The sequence below is a fragment of the Deltaproteobacteria bacterium genome (genome assembly GCA_016874735.1).
Taxonomy (GTDB): Bacteria; Bdellovibrionota_B; Oligoflexia; order Oligoflexales; family CAIYRB01; genus CAIYRB01.
In genome coordinates this window covers 29,763-51,362 of the sequence record VGTI01000025.1, presented here as the reverse complement: position 1 = coordinate 51,362, position 21,600 = coordinate 29,763, and the positions used below count along the sequence as shown (strand labels likewise).

The 21,600-nt window shown below is 54.9% G+C and carries 21 protein-coding genes; 15 read left to right on the top strand and 6 right to left on the bottom strand.

The genetic code is table 11. The annotated features are described in order from the left end of the window. The coding region (locus tag FJ146_11350; protein ID MBM4252557.1) for an FAD-dependent oxidoreductase at positions 1–813 on the bottom strand (813 nt) is incomplete at its 3' end. Positions 814–1,049: 236 nt separating this feature from the next. Between FJ146_11350 and FJ146_11345 the strand changes: the two genes are divergently transcribed. Next, positions 1,050–1,295, top strand: coding sequence for a hypothetical protein (locus FJ146_11345; protein MBM4252556.1), 246 nt, complete (start codon positions 1,050–1,052; stop codon positions 1,293–1,295). Positions 1,296–1,337: 42 nt separating this feature from the next. Here the strand turns inward: FJ146_11345 and ysxC are convergent, their stop codons facing one another. Next, the gene (gene ysxC, locus FJ146_11340) at positions 1,338–1,928 is read right to left on the bottom strand and encodes a ribosome biogenesis GTP-binding protein YsxC (GenBank protein ID MBM4252555.1); all 591 of its coding nucleotides are present in this window, start codon (positions 1,926–1,928) and stop codon (positions 1,338–1,340) included. Between the two features lie 68 nt (positions 1,929–1,996). Between ysxC and mutL the strand changes: the two genes are divergently transcribed. From mutL to FJ146_11325, 3 genes are all read left to right on the top strand, one after another. Continuing rightward, entirely contained in the window at positions 1,997–3,919 is a 1,923-nt protein-coding gene (mutL, locus tag FJ146_11335; GenBank protein ID MBM4252554.1) for a DNA mismatch repair endonuclease MutL, read from the top strand. Then, positions 3,877–4,848, top strand: a complete 972-nt coding sequence (gene miaA / locus FJ146_11330; protein ID MBM4252553.1) for a tRNA (adenosine(37)-N6)-dimethylallyltransferase MiaA — start codon at positions 3,877–3,879, stop codon at positions 4,846–4,848. The genes mutL and miaA overlap by 43 nt, the downstream gene beginning before the upstream one ends. Before the next feature lie 78 nt (positions 4,849–4,926). Continuing rightward, positions 4,927–5,646, top strand: coding sequence for a ubiquinone/menaquinone biosynthesis methyltransferase (locus FJ146_11325; GenBank protein MBM4252552.1), 720 nt, complete (start codon positions 4,927–4,929; stop codon positions 5,644–5,646). 9 nt (positions 5,647–5,655) lie between these two features. On the opposite strand, the gene FJ146_11320 is transcribed toward FJ146_11325, so the two are convergent. The 3 genes from FJ146_11320 to FJ146_11310 form a co-directional block, all read right to left on the bottom strand. After that, entirely contained in the window at positions 5,656–6,303 is a 648-nt protein-coding gene (locus FJ146_11320; protein MBM4252551.1) for a hypothetical protein, read from the bottom strand. Positions 6,304–6,459: 156 nt separating this feature from the next. Further along, positions 6,460–7,107 (bottom strand): hypothetical protein, encoded by a 648-nt coding sequence (locus FJ146_11315; GenBank protein ID MBM4252550.1) that lies wholly within the window; start codon positions 7,105–7,107, stop codon positions 6,460–6,462. Between the two features lie 103 nt (positions 7,108–7,210). Then, positions 7,211–7,798 carry a hypothetical protein gene (locus FJ146_11310; GenBank protein MBM4252549.1) on the bottom strand — a complete coding sequence of 196 codons (588 nt, stop codon included), beginning with the start codon at positions 7,796–7,798 and terminating at the stop codon, positions 7,211–7,213. A gap of 92 nt (positions 7,799–7,890) precedes the next feature. Between FJ146_11310 and FJ146_11305 the strand changes: the two genes are divergently transcribed. The 9 genes from FJ146_11305 (at position 7,891) to FJ146_11265 (ending at position 16,369) form a co-directional block, all read left to right on the top strand. Further along, positions 7,891–9,126 carry a tyrosine--tRNA ligase gene (locus tag FJ146_11305; GenBank protein ID MBM4252548.1) on the top strand — a complete coding sequence of 412 codons (1,236 nt, stop codon included), beginning with the start codon at positions 7,891–7,893 and terminating at the stop codon, positions 9,124–9,126. Positions 9,127–9,195: 69 nt separating this feature from the next. Continuing rightward, positions 9,196–9,750 (top strand): SH3 domain-containing protein, encoded by a 555-nt coding sequence (locus FJ146_11300; GenBank protein ID MBM4252547.1) that lies wholly within the window; start codon positions 9,196–9,198, stop codon positions 9,748–9,750. A gap of 92 nt (positions 9,751–9,842) precedes the next feature. Continuing rightward, the gene (locus FJ146_11295) at positions 9,843–10,820 is read left to right on the top strand and encodes a hypothetical protein (GenBank protein MBM4252546.1); all 978 of its coding nucleotides are present in this window, start codon (positions 9,843–9,845) and stop codon (positions 10,818–10,820) included. A gap of 51 nt (positions 10,821–10,871) precedes the next feature. Continuing rightward, positions 10,872–12,308, top strand: a complete 1,437-nt coding sequence (locus FJ146_11290; protein MBM4252545.1) for a hypothetical protein — start codon at positions 10,872–10,874, stop codon at positions 12,306–12,308. Between the two features lie 44 nt (positions 12,309–12,352). Beyond that, the gene (greA, locus tag FJ146_11285; protein ID MBM4252544.1) at positions 12,353–12,835 is read left to right on the top strand and encodes a transcription elongation factor GreA; all 483 of its coding nucleotides are present in this window, start codon (positions 12,353–12,355) and stop codon (positions 12,833–12,835) included. Positions 12,836–12,938: 103 nt separating this feature from the next. Further along, entirely contained in the window at positions 12,939–13,265 is a 327-nt protein-coding gene (locus tag FJ146_11280) for a hypothetical protein (protein MBM4252543.1), read from the top strand. Beyond that, positions 13,201–14,745, top strand: coding sequence for a cysteine--tRNA ligase (locus FJ146_11275; GenBank protein MBM4252542.1), 1,545 nt, complete (start codon positions 13,201–13,203; stop codon positions 14,743–14,745). The genes FJ146_11280 and FJ146_11275 overlap by 65 nt, the downstream gene beginning before the upstream one ends. Before the next feature lie 44 nt (positions 14,746–14,789). Beyond that, on the top strand, positions 14,790–15,356 hold the full coding sequence (locus FJ146_11270; GenBank protein MBM4252541.1) for an RDD family protein: 567 nt from the start codon (positions 14,790–14,792) through the stop codon (positions 15,354–15,356). A gap of 122 nt (positions 15,357–15,478) precedes the next feature. After that, the gene (locus FJ146_11265) at positions 15,479–16,369 is read left to right on the top strand and encodes a hypothetical protein (GenBank protein ID MBM4252540.1); all 891 of its coding nucleotides are present in this window, start codon (positions 15,479–15,481) and stop codon (positions 16,367–16,369) included. Positions 16,370–16,425: 56 nt separating this feature from the next. Here the strand turns inward: FJ146_11265 and FJ146_11260 are convergent, their stop codons facing one another. Continuing rightward, on the bottom strand, positions 16,426–16,671 hold the full coding sequence (locus tag FJ146_11260) for a hypothetical protein (GenBank protein ID MBM4252539.1): 246 nt from the start codon (positions 16,669–16,671) through the stop codon (positions 16,426–16,428). 257 nt (positions 16,672–16,928) lie between these two features. Between FJ146_11260 and FJ146_11255 the strand changes: the two genes are divergently transcribed. Together FJ146_11255 and FJ146_11250 are read left to right on the top strand one after the other, a co-directional pair. Then, positions 16,929–18,356, top strand: a complete 1,428-nt coding sequence (locus FJ146_11255; protein ID MBM4252538.1) for a TolC family protein — start codon at positions 16,929–16,931, stop codon at positions 18,354–18,356. Then, positions 18,310–21,519: an efflux RND transporter permease subunit gene (locus FJ146_11250; GenBank protein ID MBM4252537.1), complete on the top strand. Its 3,210-nt coding sequence runs from the start codon at positions 18,310–18,312 to the stop codon at positions 21,517–21,519. Before FJ146_11255 ends, FJ146_11250 begins: the two co-directional genes overlap by 47 nt. Positions 21,520–21,600: the final 81 nt, after the last annotated feature.

Here is a 21,600-nt window from a genome sequence, read left to right as displayed (position 1 = left end):
ACCAATCGCCACCAGGACGACCTCAAAGGCGCGCGGCTTTTGACCCTCAGTGGTGACAAGCGCGTAATCGCCTTTGTCTTCAACGCCAGTAAGTTTAGTGCCAACTTCAACCGCAACATTTTGCTTTTTGAGTTGGCGTACCAGCTCTTTCACGCTGTCAGCGTCTTCGCTCGGCAAAATTTGAGGCGCCATTTCGACAATGCTGACTTCACTACCAAAGCGCCCATAGAGCGAGGCAAACTCAGTGCCAACCACACCGCCTCCGATGACGCACAGTGATTTTGGCACTTTTTTCAGCGACAAAATGTCGTCGGAATCAATGATCGTTTTGCCATTAGTCTTGGCAAACGGCAGCGTCCGCACGCGCGATCCCGTAGCGACCAGAGCGTAGCGCGTTGCCACTTTAGTCACTTTGCCATCGGCGGCGGTGACGGAAACCTGGCCTTTACCAGCTAGGCGTCCGTGGCCCTCGTAGACGTCGATCTTGTTTTTCTTCATCAAAAAGCGCAGACCCTTGCGCTGTGCATCGACGATACCCTGCTTGCGCTGCATGATGCGCTCCCAGTCGTAGGCGACGTTGCCGACGGAGAAGCCGAGATCGTTAGCATGTAGCAGTTTAGTGTAAGTCTTGGCCGACTCCAGTAGGGCTTTGGTGGGAATACATCCCCAGTTGAGACAGGTGCCGCCGAGGTGGGGAGCCTTTTCGACCAGAGCCGTCTTAAGCCCGAGCTGAGCGGCGCGAATGGCTGCCACCTCTCCGCCTGGACCAGAGCCGATCACCACTACATCGTAAGTCCCTGCCGCAGTTGCCATACCTGTACTCCTGACCAAAAGAAATGCTAGTCACTAGCGTTTATAGGCGGCACCAGGCAAAGGCAAGGTTTTTTGCTCGTGCGGTCTCCAGGTGGCTGTGCCGGCCTCAGGTGGCTTGGCCGCAAACGCTTGGGGCTCAAGGCCTTTAGCTCTATGCTGACGATTTGTCAGGCATTTGTTACCATCAAGTTGGTGGCCATTTTTGCCGATAAGGCAAATATAAGGCGGAGGTTGCCATGGCTAAGATCATCAAGTTTCCAGAGCAAAAGCGCCTAGACGCCGAGGCTGAGCGCCTCCTCAAGGTCGCCGACGAAATTGATGCGGTCATAGTGAACCATCTCCGCGAGGGTCAGATAGACCCGCGGGAAATGGCTGGTGTCTTGGCGCACCGCCTGGGGACCCTGATGCGTCACGTCGACCAGAAGTCGGTGCTTTGGGACTTCTGCGAAAAAGTGCTCAAGGCGCAAGCGGCGATAGACTGAGTCTCTCAATTCCCAGGGCTCGTTAGGTTCGTTGGGCTTTGTTCACTCCACAAGACCGATGTCGCGACGCAGGTCGGCTATACCGGTTTGCTTGAGTACCGACGTTACCGCTACCGTCGGCACCATCAGTCCGACGGCCTCTAAGTGACCTATAAACTTGCGCATCTGCACTTTGGCGGCGGCTCCAGACAACTTGTCGGCCTTGGTTAAGACCGGCAGCACGGCGGCGCGACCGGCAACAAGTGAGCTCAGGAGCTCCAAGTCCTCGTCCCCCGGGGGATCAGAGCGGCGGATGTCGAGCAGGAACAGGACCTGTTTCAATGCTGGGCGCTTCAGGTAGGCGGTGATGAGTTCTTGCCAATGACGCCGTGCCTCGCGGCCGCTGGCGCTGAAGCCGTAACCCGGCAGATCGGCTAGGATGATGCGCCCGTCGGCGCGGTCAATGGCAAAGAAGTTGACCATCTGCGTGCGTCCAGGAGTACTGCTGGCCCGTGCCAAATTACGACGTCCAGTCAGGGCATTAAGCAAACTCGACTTGCCGCAGTTGGAACGCCCCACCATGGCAATCTCGGGAGCCCCTAAATCAGGAAGCTGGTGCGCCCTTTGGGCGCTGGTGATATAGGAGCATTGCATAGATCAGGACCCCGTTAAAATTCTCAATTTGCCGCATGGACTGAGCGGCTCTTACTCGGAGCGGTCCCATGGGAAAGATACACTTACTCGAAGACCACGTGATAAACAAGATCGCTGCTGGTGAAGTCGTTGAACGACCGGCTAGTGTGGTCAAAGAACTGGTAGAAAATGCGCTCGACGCCGGCGCCACCCAAATTGACGTAAATCTTGAGATGGGTGGGCTGCGGAGCATTGCCGTCACCGACAACGGCGGCGGTATGAGCGGTGAAGACGCGGCCCTAGCCCTGCGGCGCCATGCGACCAGCAAGATCCGCGACGCTGATCAGCTCTTCAGCATCAGCTCCATGGGTTTTCGCGGCGAGGCCTTGGCATCCATTGCCGCTGTGAGTCAGTTTTCCCTGGCGACGCGCGAGGTGGGGCAGAGGACTGGTACAAAAATTACCGTCACTGGGGAGGAAGCGCCACAAACGCTGCCATGGTCTGGTCCCGAGGGTACCACGGTGGCGGTGGAGAATCTTTTTTACAATGTCCCCGTGCGGGCTAAGTTTCTCAAATCGCCTGCCACCGAATTCAGTCACATCCTCGAACTTATGCAGTCCTTCGCTCTTTGTCGGCCCACGGTTGGTTTCTCAGTGCGCCACAATGGGCGCGATCACTTGCGCGTGAGCCCTCTAGTACTCGAGGCCGCCCCCTGGTTTGGCGAGCAGGTCCTGCGCGAACGCAGCCGGGTCGTAGTTGGCAAAGATGGCGATCAGCTGGTCTACGTGCGCACCAGCGGTCGCTTTGGTGAGGTTGAGGCCCTGGTGTCACCGCCGGGGCTAGAGAAGGCGACGAGCAAGAGTCTCTACACCTTCGTTAACGGGCGCATGGTCAAAGACAAAGTGCTGCGTTACGGTGTCCTGCGCGGTTACCACAGTCATCTGATGAAGGGTAAGTTCCCCGCCGTTGTATTGCATCTGCGCACCGATCCATCGCTGGTGGATGTCAACGTACACCCAGCCAAGACCGAGGTCAGGTTTCAGTACCCGGACGAGGTGCAAAATCTCATTGCGCTCGGGATTCGCGACAAGATGCGAGCCGCAAATTGGGCCGGTGCAGGGACTGGGACAGATCATGTGACCGGGAGTGTGGTTGGCAGTATGTTTGGGAATCGGGTAGGGGTCACAGCCGAGGCCGCCAGCAGTCCCCGTTCCCCGTTGCCAGCGATGGCCAGTGCGCGGCCGTTCGCAGCGCCGCGGATGACGCTAAGCACGCGGGCCGACGGCGATCTAGCCACGTCCATGCGCATGCCCAGTACGCCCGTGGGCGGTCCCGTATTCGACAAGGCTAGTATCGATCGCTTGCTGGAAACTCCCACCATCGTCGAGCGCCCAACTGCTGTGCCGGCCATCAACTGGGGTGAGCTGCGTTTTCTTGGTGCTTTCGCTCAGTGTTATCTGCTGTTCACGGACCAGGAGCGGATGTTGGTCGTGGATCAGCACGCGTTCCACGAGCGGATTATCTACGAGCGACTGGTAAACGATGAGTCGTTGCTCCATCAAAGCCAGCGATTACTCGTGCCCGAGGCCGTAGAGTTGTCGCCGGCCACGGTGGCACTGCTAGGAGAACGTCGTCAGGACCTGAAGGGTCGCGGTTTTGAGTACGGAGTTGAGAGTACAACTACCGTACTTGTTAAGGCCGTGCCCAGCCTCCTTGCCGGTCGCGACGTGATTGGACTATTTGAACATCTAGGCGACGGTTTGAAAGATATTTACTGCGAGCGCCCAGGCGGCACTGAACCAGCCGATTCCAATGCTGAACTGATGCGCCTCCTACTGGCCAGCGTGGCCTGTCATGCGGCTGTGCGTGCAGGCGAAGACCTGCCGGCGAACGAGGTGCGGCAGCTTTTGGCAGAAGCTTCAACCGTGGATTTCTATCACAACTGTCCGCATGGCAGACGTGTCCTTAGGTGGTGGCATCAATCGCAAGTTGCGCAGTGGTTCGATCGGTGACGACGGAGGCATCCATCAAAAGCAAGGCAAAGAGCTATGTGGTGATCGCTGGCCCCACGGGGTCTGGTAAATCCGCTCTTGGCCTTGCCCTGAGTGAAGCTCTTGATGGCGAAATCATCAACTGTGATTCCGTGCAAGTTTACCGTGGTTTCATGATTGGTGCTGCCAAGGCCACGGCTGCCGAACGATCGCGCGTACCGCATCATCTTTTGGATGTCGTGCAGGCGCATGAGAATTACGATGCCGCCCTATTTGCAGCGACCGCCCATCAGTGCAAAACAGAGATATGGGACCGTGGACGGCTTCCCGTCATCGTTGGGGGGACCGGGCTCTACCTGAGGGCTTTCCTCGGGCAAGGATGGCATAGCGATTTACCTCAGGACGCGCGCTTGCGTGACGAACTGAGGGCGCTTCCCAATACCAAGCTGCTTGAGGACCTAAGGGCCATCGATCCCGTTCGTGCGGCTGGGCTTCATCCAAACGACCGCGTCCGTTTACTCAGGTCCCTGGAGCTTGTGCGTTTGCTCGGGCGTCCCCTGGCGGATGCAGGCTTAACCGCGGAGCAGCCCGCTGATCCTGCCGCTTTGGTCATCGTCATCGAACCATTGCGCCCGGTTCTGCACGCACGCATTGAACGGCGCACTAGAGCGATGTTGGCTCAAGGATTGATTGACGAGGTTAAAGATCTGCTAGCCAGCGGTATCAGTCCTGCGGCGAAGCCCATGCAGAGTATCGGCTATAAACAAGTGTGCGCTTACCTGCAGGGTCAGTTGCGGGAAGACCAGTTGGAAGACGCGATCGTTGCGGCGACGAGGCAGTACGCCAAGCGCCAATGCACCTGGTTTCGGCGTTTAACGGCCGACCTTAGGCTTAGTGGCGATGAACCCTTCGATGCTGTGCTTGCGTCTTTGCGCGAGGGCCTTCGGTGAAGGTCGGTCCGGTTTAGGCTTGATGCCGCCTCCTGGCGCGGCTAATACTGGGAGCTCATCTATGCATGAGGTCCTGTCGTGACTAATCCTATTCAGCGCCCCGAGAGCGAAGCCAAGATTGCCGCCATGTTTGACCGGGTGGCGCCGCGCTATGACCTTCTAAATCGGCTACTTAGCGCTCGTCAGGATCAGCGGTGGCGGCGGCATTTGGCGGCTTTAGTGCCATATCGCCCAGGAGGTGCCTATCTCGACTGTGCGACGGGTACTGCCGATGTCCTCTTGACTGTGGGACACAAGCACCCCGAATACAGCGAGCTCATCGGGGCCGATATCTCCGCAGAGATGCTGGCCATCGGCCAAACCAAGGTGAACACGAGCGGCCTTAAGCAGGCGGTGCGTCTCACTCGTATGAGTGCCGAGGCCTTGGCCTTACCTGATGCCAAATTTGACTGCGTCAGTATTTCGTTCGGCCTGCGCAACGTCGTGGATCGGGGCAAGGCCTTGCAGGAGTTCCACCGTGTGCTCAAAATTGGCGGCACACTGCTGATCCTGGAGTTCTTTATTCCTAAGCGCGGGTTACTGGGTGCGGTGTTTCAACTTTATTTCCACCACATCTTGCCTTTCATAGGTGGGATTTTAAGCGACCGCGACGCCTACAAATATCTACCCCAAAGTGTGGGATCGTTTTATACACCGGACGAGCTACGCTCCGCTCTTTATGAGCGAGGATATATCGTCGATTCCGTGAAATCCTATCTTTTCGGTGCTTGCCGTCTGGTGCAGGCTATCAAGCAGTGACGCTGGTGATTACTGCGCCATACCGCCTTGGATCCACGACTCTATGAGTTTGATGTCGGCATCGGCAGGTTTGCCGCTCGTTGGCATTCTTCCAGCTTTCATCGAGGCGAGGGAGGCCGCGGCGCCCGCCTTTGCTGCCTCGTAGTTGCTGAGATTTGGTGACTTACCGAAAAAGCCACCACCGTGGCAGCTGGTGCAAGCTCGGCTTAGATAGGCGCTAACGCCGCCTGAGTAAGTGACAGTCTGCGCCATGGGCTGTGTCCCAGGCAGCTGCTGCGAGGGAAGCTGACCTGCAGGCGGAAGGGGCTGGGCCGCAGTTATCGGTGTGACGATCCCGTTAGCTATAGCCGCTGCGGTGCCGCTACCTTTGGCGGTGGCTGGCTTCTCGTCGCAGTTAGCTTCCTCGTCTTCTTCTTCCTCATCGTCTTTGGCGCTTGATTTTTTATCGACTAGGGCGGCCGCTTTCTTTTTATCAGTCTTCTTTTCCTCAGTCTCCGTCGCCTTACAGGCATCGCCGCCGCCAAGGTTGCGTCCCGCAAATGGTTGCTGGGGGGCAGCCGGAACACTGCAAGCCAGAAGTAAAAGGCACGTAGTTACCAGCGTGGTGGCAGTTCGGCTTACAAAAGCTAAAATACTTAGGTTGGAATGGTTGCCCATGGTGATTGCCTCTAAGGGTGTAGTTCCATTTTCCTGTGTCACCCTTATCGGCATTTTGACGAAAAACTTTAGGCAAATACGTGAGAAACCCACCTAACTAGCCGTCATAACGGCTGATTAGGTGGGTTCGTGATTTGCCGCGCTGCGGGTTTTTGGCTAGAGGCCGACTTCAACACCGAGCAGCACTGCTTGTGAATCAAGGGTGTAGGTTTTCGAGTCGTCGTCAATGGTGACGTTGTTAACCTTAACGGAAGTGGATTTCCAGCTCTCTTTACCGTAGTTGGCCTCGAACAGGACCGAGATCAGGGGGAGCACAGAGTACTTGGCACCAACGCTTAGTTGGGTGCCGCTTACTTTGGCTGCGCGCTCAAAGGGGACGCTGAGTAGAGACGTGTCGATGAGCTTACCTTTTACCAGCCAGGTCCCGTAGACGGGGATATTAAGGCGGACGTAAGGAGTGATGATCGGAACGAGAGGTATCCATGCCATGACATCGAGCCCAGCTTCCATGACAGCGCCCGCGTCAATGGACGAGGCCCCGTAGATACCCTTGAGCTGAGTGGTGTCCAAAGTGCCGGCGGCAACACGAGCACCAAAGGAGACGGGAACCAGTGGGATAGGACTCAAGTGCGCAGCGACCGCAATTTCTTGCGAGCTCACTTTTGTCGCAGGATCGGTGCCGAGTTTATACCAACGGCGACCGACCATGCCCTGGGCATCAATAAGAGCCAATGCAGCGGTGCTTTGCAGTGTGGCAGCCATCAGAATGGGAAGTGCTAGAACTCGTGTAAAACGTGACAACATGCGCTACCTCCGATGTAATCAATGAGAGATCCGATGAACTATCCGATGAGAGATCCAATGAATGTGCTACTTAAGACTGTATGCGAGAGTTAGGCATTCGTCATCATTTTAAGATGGTTGGAATCCCTGCCTGCACGGCGAGTACGCTCGCGGCGACACGAGCCAAACGTTGATTGGCCAGGCCTAGATGTTGGCGGAAGAGGCGCTCAGCCATGCGACTCGGTGCCGGGCCGCCGCCGACCTCGGCCGTCACGATGACAAAACGCGTGTCCGCACGACTCCTCAGTACCGTAATAAGTTCGTCAATACGCGAGTTCAGCATCCCAGTTCGCCCGTGTTCACTACCGTCGGCATCGTCGCTGTAGCCAAGCAGCAATGTTGCCAGCCACTGGTTCACCGAGTCGATCAGGACTTGTTTTACGTCGGCGGTGGCGCTGCTTACCGCGAGCGCGAGATCTGTTCCAGCGTAGATGCAGTCCCAGGTGGCTGGGCGCAGTCCTTGGAGTTCTGCTATCCTACTTTGAAAGGCAGGTTCGGTCGGTGGCGCTGTACCGATGACTAAGGCTGGTAGGTCCGGTCTCAGGCACTGGATGGCAAGTTCTGATTTACCGCTATGTGCATTGCCTAGCAGGAGAATTGGGGATTTAGATTGCGTCCAGGCTGGACGACTCTGTACTTGCGAGTTATTCATGGTGTCCCTTTAGTACTTTGAAACAGTCCATAGGCACGTGTGGTTCAACACTCAGGAGTCTATGGATGCCTGTAAATGAGGATAGCACTGGCATGGGGTTTATCGAAACGCTGCGGGAGCGCGGTCTAGTCGCTCAAATTACCCACGAGGACGAGCTGCGGGAGCACTTACAAGAGGCGCCGCGAACTGCCTACATCGGATTCGATCCCACGGCGGCAAGTCTCCACGTTGGTAGCCTGCTTCAAATTATGACTCTCAGACGATGGCAACAAGCCGGAGGCCGTGTCGTCGTCGTGGTGGGTGGTGGCACAGTCATGGTCGGAGATCCGACTGGTAAATCCGAGCTACGCCAGATGCTCACAGCCGAGACGATCACCAACAACATGGTGGGTATCAAGAAGCAACTTGCCCACTTTATCGACTTCTCGTCACCCGCGCGTGCGGTCATGGTAAACAACTACGACTGGTTGGGACCGCTAAACTATTTAGATTTTTTGCGCGAGATCGGACCTCATTTTAGCGTCAATCGCATGCTGACGGCTGAATGTTTTAAGCAGCGTCTCGAAAAGGGGCTGTCATTTCTTGAATTCAACTACATGCTCCTGCAAAGCTACGACTTCCTCCACTTGTACCGCCAAGAGCGGTGCACGCTGCAGATGGGCGGTGATGATCAGTGGAGCAATATTCTTGCAGGTATGGAACTGGTGCGGCGCCTAGCCGGTGGCAAGGCGTTTTGCCTCACGACGCCACTTCTCACCACGAGTGACGGGCGCAAGATGGGTAAAACGGAAAAGGGTGCCGTATGGCTCGACGGTACCTTAACCAGTCCGTATGATTACTTCCAGTACTGGCGTAACGTCGAGGATAGTGTGGTTGGCAACTGTTTGGCCTACTTTACCGAGTTGCCCATGGCTGAAGTTAGTCGTCTTGCAGCACTTCCTGGTGCAGGTATCAACGAAGCAAAAAAAGTGCTGGCCTTCGAAGCTACGCGCTTACTGCACGGCAAAGAGGCGGCCGAGCAGGCTGCCCTTGCCGCCGAGAAGCTTTTCGCCGGCGGCGTTGCAGCTGGAGGCAACGAACCAGAGGTACTGCTAGCGGCCTCCGATCTTGGTGAGGGGCTCGGAGTCCTAGATCTCCTGGTCAAAACTAAAGTAGTGCCGTCCAAAGCGGAGGCGCGACGTCTAGTCGAGCAGGGTGGGCTAGCCATCAACGGCGAAAAGGTGGATGATATCCATGTCAAAATTGGCAAAAGTGCATTCAAGGGCGATGCTGGCTGCCTGGTGAAAAAGGGTAAAAAGCACTATTTTCGCTTGAGATTATCGGATTAGCCTAAAGTTTTTGCCGCATTGTGCCGAGCTGGGGTCAAAGGTTGCAAACCCGCACCAAGGGGTAGCGTTATGGCTGGGATGCTGAGGTTTTTTTGTTTAGTCGTCACGGCGACCATTCTAATGCCCATCGGTAGCCGTTCAGCACGCGCGGCACATGTCGAAGCCAAGAAGGATGGGGTCGAGGTTTACGCCGATGCGACCAACAAGAGCCAGGTGCTGACCACACTGAAGTCAGGCGAAGCGGTGGTCGCCACGGAACGCAAAGGGATGTTCTGGGCTATCAAAACGGCTGACGGCAAGGACGGCTACGTATCGGTACTCGTCGTCAAACACAAGCCCGATAGCGACGGCACTATAGCCAATGCTATCAAGGCTGCGAGTAAAGAGGGGCGACCAGAAGGTGACGGTTCGGACGCACGCGCGCGATCGGCGGTGATGGGTGTGCGCGGCTTAGCTGAAGACGACAATATGGCGAACGCCTCGAACGTGCGTCCTAATCTCAGGGCAGTTTACAGAATGGAAGATAAACCTGTTGCGGACAGGAAGATCGACGAGTTAGGGCAGAGCGTACTGAAGGAGATAGCTGGCAAAGCGAGCGCTCCGACTCCTGCGCCGGGTAAGTAACGGGATTTTCCCAGCGAAGGTTGCTCTACGTCTAAGGTTTTACTAGTCTAGTAAGAACTATCACGTAGACAGTTTCAGCTGTGAGGGCCCCGATGATGATTCTGGACTCGCACGTCCGGCGCCGGCGTAACATGCTCATTTGCACGGCAAGCCTCATGGCCGCAGCGGCTTGTACGATGAAAACGCACGGAACCGATTCGGCGGAAAAGGCGGCAGAGCAGTCGATGACACCCGAGCAGCGTGCGATATTTGAAGATTATCGCATGGAGGTTGAAGTTGGGCGCAACATGGCTGGCCGCCTCCTCGGTTACTACGGTGTGGTCGAAGATCCTAAACTGGTCGGCTACGTCAATCAGATTGGATCTTATGTGGCCAGCTATGGTGACTATCCCGAGCGCCGCTATATGTTTGCCGTCCTCAAACATGAGTCGGTAAACGCCTTTGCATGTCCAGGTGGCTACATCCTAGTCACTATGGGGGCGCTGCGCAATGCGAACAGCGAGGCCGAATTAGCCGCAGTCTTGGGACACGAAGTGGCGCACGTGGGCAAACGTCACATGTACGATGCTCTCAAGAAAATGAAGCAAAAGGATATCGATGAGGCCAGCGCCAAAAAACGTGCCGCGATCGATAAAGATCCTTACCTCAAAATGCGTCAACGTCCAGAGACCGACTCCGCCTCCGCTGCTGGCTCACGACTGGCGACCTACCTGACTGGGAAAGCAGGTGTTGGCCTTTCCATCATGGCGGCAGCTGCCGCTGGCATGCAAATGATAACGGAAAAGGGACTCGATAAAGATCTTGAATACGAGGCCGATCAGGAAGGCGTGAAATACGCAATCAGAGCCGGCTACGAGCCTCGTGCCATGATGGCCTTCCTGAAGAGACTTGAAGATCATAGTGCCAAAAAAGTGAAGAACCTTGAGAAGACTCATCCACCTATGAAAGAGCGCCGTGATCAATTAGCTAAGGTGCTGCTGAGTCTCAAGGCTGAAGATATCATTGGTGCGGACGGACAAGAGCGATTCAAAAAGGTGAAGGCAATTTTTCCGGTACCAGAGGCTGGATGATGGCAGCCGAGAAGCAAAATAGACCGAGTCGTATACAGGGGGGGGAATTACATGCGCAGTCGCTTGTTGCTTTGCAGTGTCACTGCTGGGCTAGGTCTATCGACAGTGGCAACGCCCACTCGGGCGGATCAGTTCCACTACAATAACGTACTTGTGGGCACGAGAGCGATGGGCATGGGCGGTGCTTTCGCCGGCATAGCTGACGATGCCTCAGGCCTATACTACAATCCTGGCGGCCTCGCATTTGCGTTATCGAATGACATCCAAGGCTCAGCTAACGCATTTTACGGTAAAAATACGGTATACAAAAAGGCTCTGGGCTCAACCGACTTCTCTGAGGAGAGCTCGGGTTCGCTGACGCCGTTCTTCGGCGGCCTCCAGAAGCTCGATCGCTATGTCGAGGGACTCGTCGCAGCCTTTGGGGTTTACTACACCGACGGTGATCTCAAAGATCAAGATACGCCCATAGATCGTTTCCAGATCGGTACCACCGTGATCGATCGTTACCACAGAACATCGAACGCTCGCGCAGCCACTTATTTTGCCGGCGCCGGTCTAGGTTACCGCGTGCTTAATAATCTGGGTATTGGCTTTGGTCTCTCTTACTTTAATGCTGACGAGTTGGTGCAAGAGTTTCAGTACGCCAAGCAAAGCTTGCGCATCAAGCTGAGCGACGGCAGCACGGTAGACGGCTGGAGTATTCTGGCCAGCAATATCCGCCAGCACCTAGCTGTCTACGGGATGCAACCCACTTTGGGCGTCCAAGTGGCTTTGCCATCAGGATTTACGGCGGGGCTGACGGTCAAAAAAATCTTTGTCGCCACGCAGAGTCTCGAAACTGCTAGTGACATCAGCAAAACTCTGGTCAGTGACACGCAAAACAACGCAGCCACCGTAAGCGGTCCTGCCTTGACCATTGCTAGTCCCATTCAAAATACGGTCACCAAGCAGGTGACCGAGTCGAAAAACCCCGTTGGTGATATGCCCCTAGAGGCCCGCGTCGGTGTGGCCTGGTTTGCTAGTTCCTCTTTTGTATGGTCCCTGGACCTCAGCTATCACGACGGAGTCACCGATGCCGACGTCAAGACCGATCCAAATTCCGTGCGTGCGGCTTATGCTAAAGAGGCCGTGGTCAACCTCGCGACCGGGGTCGAATGGTACGTGACACCGACATTTCCTGTGCGATTTGGCATATTTACAAATAACGATGCGCGCCCGGACGTCAAAAAAGGGACCGCCGATGCGGCCAGCGGCCAGACCTGTTCCCAAAGTCTTGACTACTACAAAAAATATTGTGCCCAGCCCGATCATGTTGACTACTACGGCGGAAGCCTGTTTATTGCCTGGGTGCAGCCGAACAGCCAAATTGCGGCCGGGATAACCCTGCAGTCAGGCAACGGTAAGGCGCAAAAGCTCGGTGACGACGCGGTGCAGGAGGTTAAATCCAACCAGTACACGTTTGCGTTCTCGGCAACCCACAACATGTAAGCCGGCCCGGAGGGGCGGCAGTAGCGGCAGCGGAGTTTTGAACTATGGCGACAGAGACAGTCCCTTTCACGCGTGAAGGGTTTCAAAAGTTAAAACTCGAGCTTGAACAGCTGAAGACGGTCGAGCGCCCGAAGATTATCAGGGAGATCGCCGATGCCCGGTCACACGGGGATCTGTCGGAAAACGCTGAGTACCATGCTGCTAAAGAGAAGCAGGGATTTATCGAGGGCAGGATTGCCGATCTGGATGATAAGCTATCGCGAGCTCAAGTGATCGAGCCGAACGATGGTGAGCCTGACCAGCGCGTGCGTTTTGGTTCGTTTGTCACCGTGACGGATGAGGATTCGGGCGAGGACAAGACCTACCGTATCGTTGGGGATCTTGAGGCTGATCTAGAGCACGGGATGATCTCAATGAGCTCGCCCTTGGCTCGGGCCCTGCTCGGTAAGAGGGTCGGTGACCTTGTGGAAGTCCGCGTGCCCAAGGGGACGGTGGAGTACAGCGTGACGGAAATTAGGGCGCGTTGACTGTGGCCTTAGGCCCTAATGCGACTCAATTATGTAGTGGGGCTTTGCGATTCGTAAAGCGTCGCGGGTAAAGTCAGGTCGTCATTGGGCCGATAGAGTGCTCATGATGGACGCACCTAAAAAACGAGCTCCGCACATCACGATCGAAGATGTCTGCTTCTACTTTGATGGCGTTGCTCGCGACCGTTTTGATTCCGCGGGCACATCGCGCCGATCCGGTGAGGTACTTGCCTTGCGCGACAGCTTGATGCGACTGCCAGAGGCCGAATTCGAAGTGGTCATGCGGACGCTGCGTCGTGTAGTCACCGACGTTGGTGACGAGCGCTCCCCTGGCAACGAGTCGCCGCAACGAGCAAAAACGCTGTATGACTCGGTGCGTATGCCAGCGAGCAGCAGTAGCAAAGGTGCGGCCAAGGTTTCGCGGACCTGATAAATTTGGTAATACACCATATCTAGTCAGTAACCGAGGAGCGTGCGTGCCACCAGTTAATCCTGAGCAGATTCAGCTATTCAACACCCTGACGCGGTCCGTTGCCACCTTTGAGCCACTGAAGGCTGGGCAGGTTGGACTCTATAGCTGTGGACCAACGGTCTATTCGTACGCCCACATTGGCAACATGCGCAGCTATATTTTTGCCGATGTGTTGCGCCGCACCTTAGAGTACTTCGGTTACCAAGTTAATCACGTGATGAACATTACCGACGTCGGTCACCTGACAGACGATGCCGATGCGGGCGAGGATAAACTCGAGCTTGGTTCGCGGCGCGAGGGCATCGATGCTTGGGCCGTTGCGCGCAAGTATACGGACGCCTTTTTTGCCCATGCCGCGATGCTTGGTATCAAGCATCCCACGGTGGTGTGCAAGGCTACAGACCACATTGCGGAACAAATTAGCATGATCAAGGCTCTGGAGGAGAGGGGATACACCTATCGAACGGAGGACGGTGTTTACTTCGATACCAACAAATTCCCTACCTATGCTGATTTTGGCCGGCTTGATGTCGAAGGTCTACAGTCCGGACATCGCGTGGACTCGAGAGACAAGCGCAATAAGACGGACTTTGCGTTGTGGAAGTTTTCCAAGCCGGAGGATCACCGCTGCATGGAGTGGGATGCGCCCTGGGGGCGTGGCTTCCCAGGTTGGCATATCGAATGTAGTGCTATGTCGATGAAGTTCCTTGGCAGCCAATTCGACATCCATACCGGGGGTGTCGATCACATTCCGATTCACCACACCAATGAGATCGCGCAGAGTGAGGCAGCGACGGGTAAGGCCCCTTTCGTAAAGTTTTGGATGCACGGCGAATTTCTCGTCATCGACGACGCCGCAAAAATGAGTAAATCAAGTGGTCAAGTGCTGACGGTGCAGGCCTTAGCCGATGCCGGATATTACCCATTGGCGTTTCGTTTATTGGCATTGCAGTGTCACTACCGTAAGCAGCTTAAGTTTAGTTATGAAAGTTTGGCAGGTGCGCAGCGCGGCTACGAGCGTCTATCGCATTTGGCTCTGCGTTGCCTCGCTGACGCTGGGGGCAAAGTCCCCGCGGCCACGCTATCGCCGACGGCCGCAAAATACCGCCAGCAGTTTCGCGCAGCGTTGGCGCAGGATCTTAATATGCCGCAGGCGGTGGCGACTCTCTACAGTCTGCTCGAGGATGCGGCGCTCACGGCAGCAGAGCGCGTAGCCCTTGTCGCTGAAATGGACCAAGTGCTGGGACTGGACGTCTTCACACCGATGCCAGCGGTGGGCGCTATACCTCCAGAACTGACACAGATGTTGGATGAGCGTAACAGTGCTCGAGCTGCGAAAAATTGGGCACGAGCTGACGAGCTGCGGCGGGAGATCGATACGCGCGGGTATGAGATCTGCGATTCGCCCCAAGGTAGCTACCTGAAGAAACGGCTGTGAATTTTGCAGCGCTCTTACCGCCCGGTTTATACTGATCCTACGGCATGAACCACAAGGCGAGGGCGCTCATGGAACAATTCGAGAAGCAAGAGTTCAAGGCCTTATCGCCTGGTATTGGCTTGGGTCCAAAGCGACCCGGGGGCGGTGGCGGCACGCGGCAGGCCACGCCGATGAATCCGCCAGTGGCCACGCGCAAGACTGGCGCGTCACAGCGAATCTCTGCACCCAAGACGCCGGAGCAGCCCCCTCGGGTCAATGCGGCCGTCACCGCCCGCGTAATGGCACCAACCTGGGGTATACGCCTGCAAGCCTACGTCATGGATTTCTTTCTTGTCGTGACGACGCTGGCCGTGGCCTTTGCGGGTGTCGTCGTGTACACGGTCTATAACACGTCCCAATCGGGTGACCTTAGCGATCTATGGCAACAACGTCCCGTCCAGCTACTAGCCTCAGCCAGTCCGCTTTTAACGCTTGGACTGGTTTATGCGGTGTGTGTTGTTTACATGCTTTTCTTTAAGTTATTGGTTGGTTCCACGTGTGGTGAGAGTTTGCTTGGTATTTCCACCAAAATCGTACCTAGTACCGCGAGAGCTAAACAAAAAAACTTTTAGCTCTAAAAAGGGCCACTATCTTGACACAGGTAAAGTGGGATATGTATAGTTTTTAGTAAGCCAATGCATCGTTATTAGTCAGTTTCGACCCGCGTCAGTGCTTTGACGTTTGAGGAGGGGCGATGAAACGCTCGGGAGCCGTCAAGTTTCCAAATTCCGTGCAGTTGTTTAAGTTCTGCTACAAAGTGCTGATGAGTCAGCGCGGGGGCAAGGTGCACGATCAGGATGTGGGCTCTATCCTGAGCTTCAATCCATCCGATTGCAGTCACTGGAAACGCGGCGAGAAAAACGTCCGTTCCGTGTTCTCGCTCGCTAAGCTCTCCGAAACGCTGCAGGTGGAGCCGATGCTGGTCCACGACGTAGCGAGCGGTGCTGTCAGCTTGGACGAGGCTTACTACGAGTGGCAGGAGTCCAACAACTTCCGCGCCGTCGTCGCTAAGGCGAACGAATGCGATCCCGCAGTTGTTGCCGCCACCCGGAGCCGTGTCGAGGCTTTCGTGGCTGAGCTGCATACTCAGGCGCAGTTTTCCACGCCTCCGCTCTATCTGCCTGAAGTGATGCGATTCTTCTCGTTCATCACCACGCAGCCTGCTGACATGATGGACCGCCTGAGCCGTATCCTGCGTGTAAAAACGGGCCAGTACCAGATCCAGTATCGCAAGGGAGATCTCAAAGCTCCGACGCGGATGGCAATCGTTAAGGACCTGGCGCGGATCGTGTTCCAAGGCGAACGTTCCCGCTTCCCAGAACTCGGCGATGCCGACACGCGTCTACGCGACTACGAAGAGACCATCTTCACCGCTTCGCTGCTGGCGCCTAAAGGCCCGCTGCTCGCCGAGATGGCCAAGCTCGATAATCGCAAAAACGTGGTGGCAGAACTCGCCGCTACCTTCTGGGTACCGAAGTCCCTAGTTGGCTTCCAGATGGCTGACATCCTTCGCAGTGGCGAGCGTCCGCGAGTGACCGTGGTCGCTGGCGAACAAGTCACTGCAGCTGAGTCAGCCGCACTGTGAGCCCAGTCTATCCTAGGTTGTCCTAGGTTGTGAGGCACTAAGCGGGTAGTTTGGTTTTAGTCGTTGCGAATCACTCTGAGGCGGGTAGCAGTCTTACGGCTGCTGGCCGCCTTCGCCTTTTGTAGGGCGATATTTTGCCCCAGCTGAGGCGCACCGAGTTCCATCAGGCGCATGATCACGGCGCTGTGTGCAACTGGATGACCGCTGATTTCCGCCAGTGCGTTGGCCGTGGTGGCCAGCCATTCGTGCTGGGCAGCGGTGAGTTTCAGAGTGATAGCGTAGGCGTCAGTCAAAGAACTCATGAAGGGCTCCTTGCGATCGGTGGGTTGCGATGAGAAGTCGAATTTAAATGATATTTTAATAAAAATCAATACTATTTTAATATTTTTATTAAAATTTTTAATATTTCAATATCCCTGCCTTTTTCAGGATCCGCTACGGCTATAGGCGCGGCAGTGCCCGGGGAGGCCCTGAGCCTCCGGAACCTAAGGTTTTTTCGGTCTCGTCCGATACCTCTATTGCAGGAGTCAATGCATGGCCTAGTGGATGAGGTCGGGACATGGTGAGCGCGTTAAAACTATGTGCGGTGGCAGCGCTTTTTGTAGCTGCAAATCCCGCCGCCGCCGTCGTCAATTACTCCGTCGAAGCCTACACTGACGCAGTTCTTAAGACGCAGCCAGGGCTTGCGGCGCAGCAAAATCAGCTCGAGGCAGCTCAGTCGGACGAGCGCCAAGTCGGGCTTTTAACCGCGCCGCAACTACAGACTAAGGTTACGGCCGTTAACGACCGCAGACCACCGCTGTCGCTGGCCCCGGGTTACAGCTCCCTGACTGGCAACATGATTCAGGCCAGTGTCGCCCAGCAGTTCAGTACTGGCACGATGGCTAAACTGACTTTCGATTTACAGAGTGTTCACTTCAATGACTTTAGACTGTCGCCTCAGACACCAGGTGTCGATCAGGAGATCCACACCTTTGCGCCGTCCTTTGAACTGAGCCAACCACTGTGGCGCGGAGCTTTGGGGCGATCGATTCAAAATCAAAAAGAACTGATGGGAGCACAGAAAGACACGCAATCTAGCAGCCTGCGTATAAAGACCAAAGAGGTCAAACTGGGCGCCGAACTTGCTTATTACCGCCTGGCATTTGCCCGAGACAGGGTGATGATAAGCGAGACCACTTTGAGCACCGCTGAAAAAATTCTCGCCTTCGTGAAATCCAAACAAAGCCAAAATCTCTACGAAAAGGGTGACCTTCTGCAGGCACAGGCGTTAGTTGAGTCGAGACGTCTAGAACTGCAAGAAGCCCTCTCGGAGGTGCGGTCTGCTGCATTGGCGTTTAATGTCGGACGTGGGGTGATGTCGGATCAGGTGTCTGAAGGAATCTCATCGCTACGCATGATGGAAGTCGCCAAAGATTCCCCCAAAGTGGGTGTCGACAAACAACCTGAGCTAGCCATGATTCGTAACCAGATTGACGTAGCGAGTTCGGCCATGGCCGTGGCTGAGGAGCAGAGTCTACCGTCGCTTAATGCGTTCGCCTCTTATGGTCTTCAGTCACGATTCGATGATTTAGCCAAGACCATGCGGAACACCATAGATCCGTATAACCCCATGCTGACTGTTGGCATCGCTCTTGATATGCCGCTCGATCGTGACCTGGTGAAGGCTGCGACGGAAGCGGCGCGACACCGGCGTGTCGCCGCGCAGAATTTACTCGAGGATGCCACGCGGAATCTAAGTCGTGCGGTGACTGATCTGAACATCAAGCGCAGCGAAGCCATCAAGGTTTATGCGATGGCAAAGTCACTGGAACTGGTGCAGGACGAAAAATTAAAAAACGAGCAACGTCAGTATCGCAACGGGCGCTCGACCACCTATCAGTTGCTCATGTTTTCGCAAGACCTAGCTATGGCAGAGCTGGGGCGTGTGAAAGCAGCCTATGCAGTCTATGTCATCGACGCCCAACTGCGGCAGTTTAGGGAATAGCGCCATGAATATCGCTGATCTTTCCATCCGTCGACCGATCTTTGTCTCCTGCCTAGTCATTATTATGCTGGTGCTGGGATACGTCTCGATGAAGCGGTTGAGCGTCGAAATGTTTCCTGACGTCGCACCACCTGTGATCAGTGTGATCACAGCCTATCCGGGCACCGGGCCGCGCGAGCTTGAAACTCTAGTCACTAAACCAATAGAGGACGCCGTCAGCACTATCGCTGGTCTGAAGCGCGTGACCTCGGCCAGCTTCGAGGGTGTGAGCCAGGTCGTGGCCGAGTTTTACATGGATCAGGACATTAAACAGTCGGAGCAAAGGATCCGTGACAAGGTGAGTCAGGCCAAGGTGCGCTTTCCGCTCGGTGTCAAAGAGCCGATAGTGCAGGCCTTTGACTTCTCTGATCAACCCATTGTGACGATTGGCGTCCAGAGTGAGATGGGAGCGGCCAAACTTTTTGACCTCGCGGATCAACTGATTAAACCACGTCTCCAGCAAATTCGTGACGTGGGTAGCGTAACTGTGCTTGGTGGTCGTAAGCGTGAAGTACAGGTTCTACTCGATCGTGACAAGTTGCGCGAAAGAGGACTGTCGGCACGATACGTCGCGGGGCGCCTCGCTGACACCGGTGCCAACATCCCAGCTGGTAAGGTAAACGACGGAGCTGAGGAAAAAGTGTTTCGCAGCCGGGGCGAATTTACTTCTCTCAAGGAGATCGAAGCGAGCGTCCTAAATCTCTTTGGTAACGATAATCCCACCCGCATTCGCGACGTAGGTGTCGTAGTCGATGCGCTTGAGGATGAGAAAAATAGGGTCTACGTCGACGGCAAGAAGGCGGTGCTCATCCAAGTCTTTAAGCAATCAAAGACCAACACTGTGGCTCTGGCCAAACGCGTTCGCGATGACATGCCTAAGCTAGAGAAGTTTTTGCAGTCGCAAGATCCAAGTCTTAAGTTGACGTTGGTGCGTGACGGGAGTCGCGAAATCAATCTGAATATTTCTGACGTCAATGAGAGTATATTTCTCGGGATTGTGCTGACGGTTATCGTGGTTTTTCTTTTTCTTGGTAACTTTCGCTCAACTTTAATTACCGGTCTAGCTTTGCCTAACTCTCTTTTGGGATCTTTTATTTTGATGCAAGCCTTTGGTCTCAGCATCAATGTGGTGACGCTACTGGCGCTTAGTCTTGTGGTCGGTCTCTTGATCGACGACGCGATCGTCGTGCGTGAAAATATATTCCGCTACATCGAGCAGGGGATGAGCCCGCGTGAGGCTGCTAGTAAAGGTACCTCTGAGGTGACGCTGGCAGTCGTTGCAACCACTTTAGTCGTAATGTCGGTGTTTGGTCCTATTGCACTCACTACAGGATTGGTCGGAAAAATCTTGGCTAATTTTGGTCTGACAATCTGCTTTGCCATGATTATTAGTCTATTTGATGCATTGACCATAGCGCCAATGCTTTCAGCCTATTTTGCTGGCAAAACTCACAGTAGTGGAGTTACAGAGTCAGTATTTTACAGGTATACCATCGGTGGCTTGTTAAAGGGCTTTGACCGACTGCAGACTAATCTTGAAAATGGCTATGAGAAGCTTATTCGTGTAGTAGTGCGATTTCCGATCTCAACCGTGCTAGTCACCCTCGCTGTCTGTTTCGCCTGCTTTGCCACAGTTGGTTCGATCACTAAAACGTTTCTGCCAACGCAGGACGCCGGCGAATTCACGGTAAATCTGGAATTGCCGCAAGGAACTAATCTCAACCGGATGGATGAGGTGTCCCGCGAGGTCGAGAACGTCCTAACGCAATTAGCCGAGATCGACACCGTGCAGATGACGGTAGGGAGTCGTAACGGGGAACCAAACAAGGCTGACTTTTACGTGCGATTAAAGCCATCAACTCAGCGTAAAAGAGCCCTCAGTGCGATCAAAGAAGACGTACGAGAAAAGCTCAGCAGCTTCAGTTACGCTAAGCCCACGGTTCAGGATTTTGACTTCACGGGTGGCGCCAAGGGGCATCCATTCATGCTCAATCTTCTCAGTGATGATACCGAAAATCTCCGTATTTATGTCGCAAAGCTACTGGCTCATCTACGCAAGGACCCAAGGCTGAAAGATTTGGATACCAACGACCGTACCGGCAAGAAAGAGTTTAGTTTTGAGCTAAAACCTGGTCGGGCTGAGATTTACGGCATGAACACAGCGTTGCTCGGGCAGGAACTCAGGGCGCAGGTTCAGGGGATCCCAGCCACCGTATTCAGGACGGCCGGCTATGAGTACGAAGTACGTGTCATGATGAAAGACGGTGATCGGGATCTGCGGCGTGATTTCAACAAGATTTCCGTGATGAATTTAAACAATCGCTTAGTCCGCCTGCCTGATGTTGCTGATGTCAAGGAAACCGTTGCCCAAGCGTCGATCGATCGGCAAAACCGTAGCCGCTATATACAGCTGTCTGCTGACCTTGCTGCCGGGGCCGGGATCGGCGATCTTGTAAACGATATTGAAAAACAGTTTAAGTCGGGTGATCTCAAGTTGCCGGCAGGTGTTAACTACGCGTTTATCGGTGAGAGCGAGAATTTTGCCGAGCTGGCCGATTCCATGGGACTTGTGTTGATCCTGGCGATTACATTTATCTATCTGGTGCTCTCAAGTCTTTACGAGTCATTTGTGACACCGCTGACCATCATCGCCACGTTGCCATTGGCACTTTGTGGTGCCTTTGTGGCGCTGCTCATGCGGCACGAGTCGATCAATTTATTCAGCGGCCTGGGTATGTTGATGCTCATGGGGGTATGCTGCAAAAACTCCATACTGCTCGTCGACTTCACCAATCAAAAGCGCTCTGAGGGTATGGCACTCAAGGAGGCTATTCAGTTGGCTGGGAAGACGCGGCTAAGACCGATCCTCATGACGTCGTTGGCACTCATCGCCGGGACTATTCCGGTTGCTGTTGGTCTAAACGAAGCCAGTAAGCAGCGCGTTAGTATGGGCGTTGCCATTATCGGGGGGGTGATAAGCTCGACAATCTTAAGTCTGATCGTCGTGCCAGCGATCCTGCCATTTTTCTACTGGGTGTCCGACAAAGCTTCGCAGCTGATACACATCATCGGTAACGGTAAAAGGTGTGAAGGGAATAAGGCTTCGGCGGATGCCGCTAGATGATACGCCCTGCTAGATAGCTGTAGCCAAAATAGTCTTTGCCATTGATGAGACGCATGTCGTTGGCGTTCGCGTCGCAGCTCT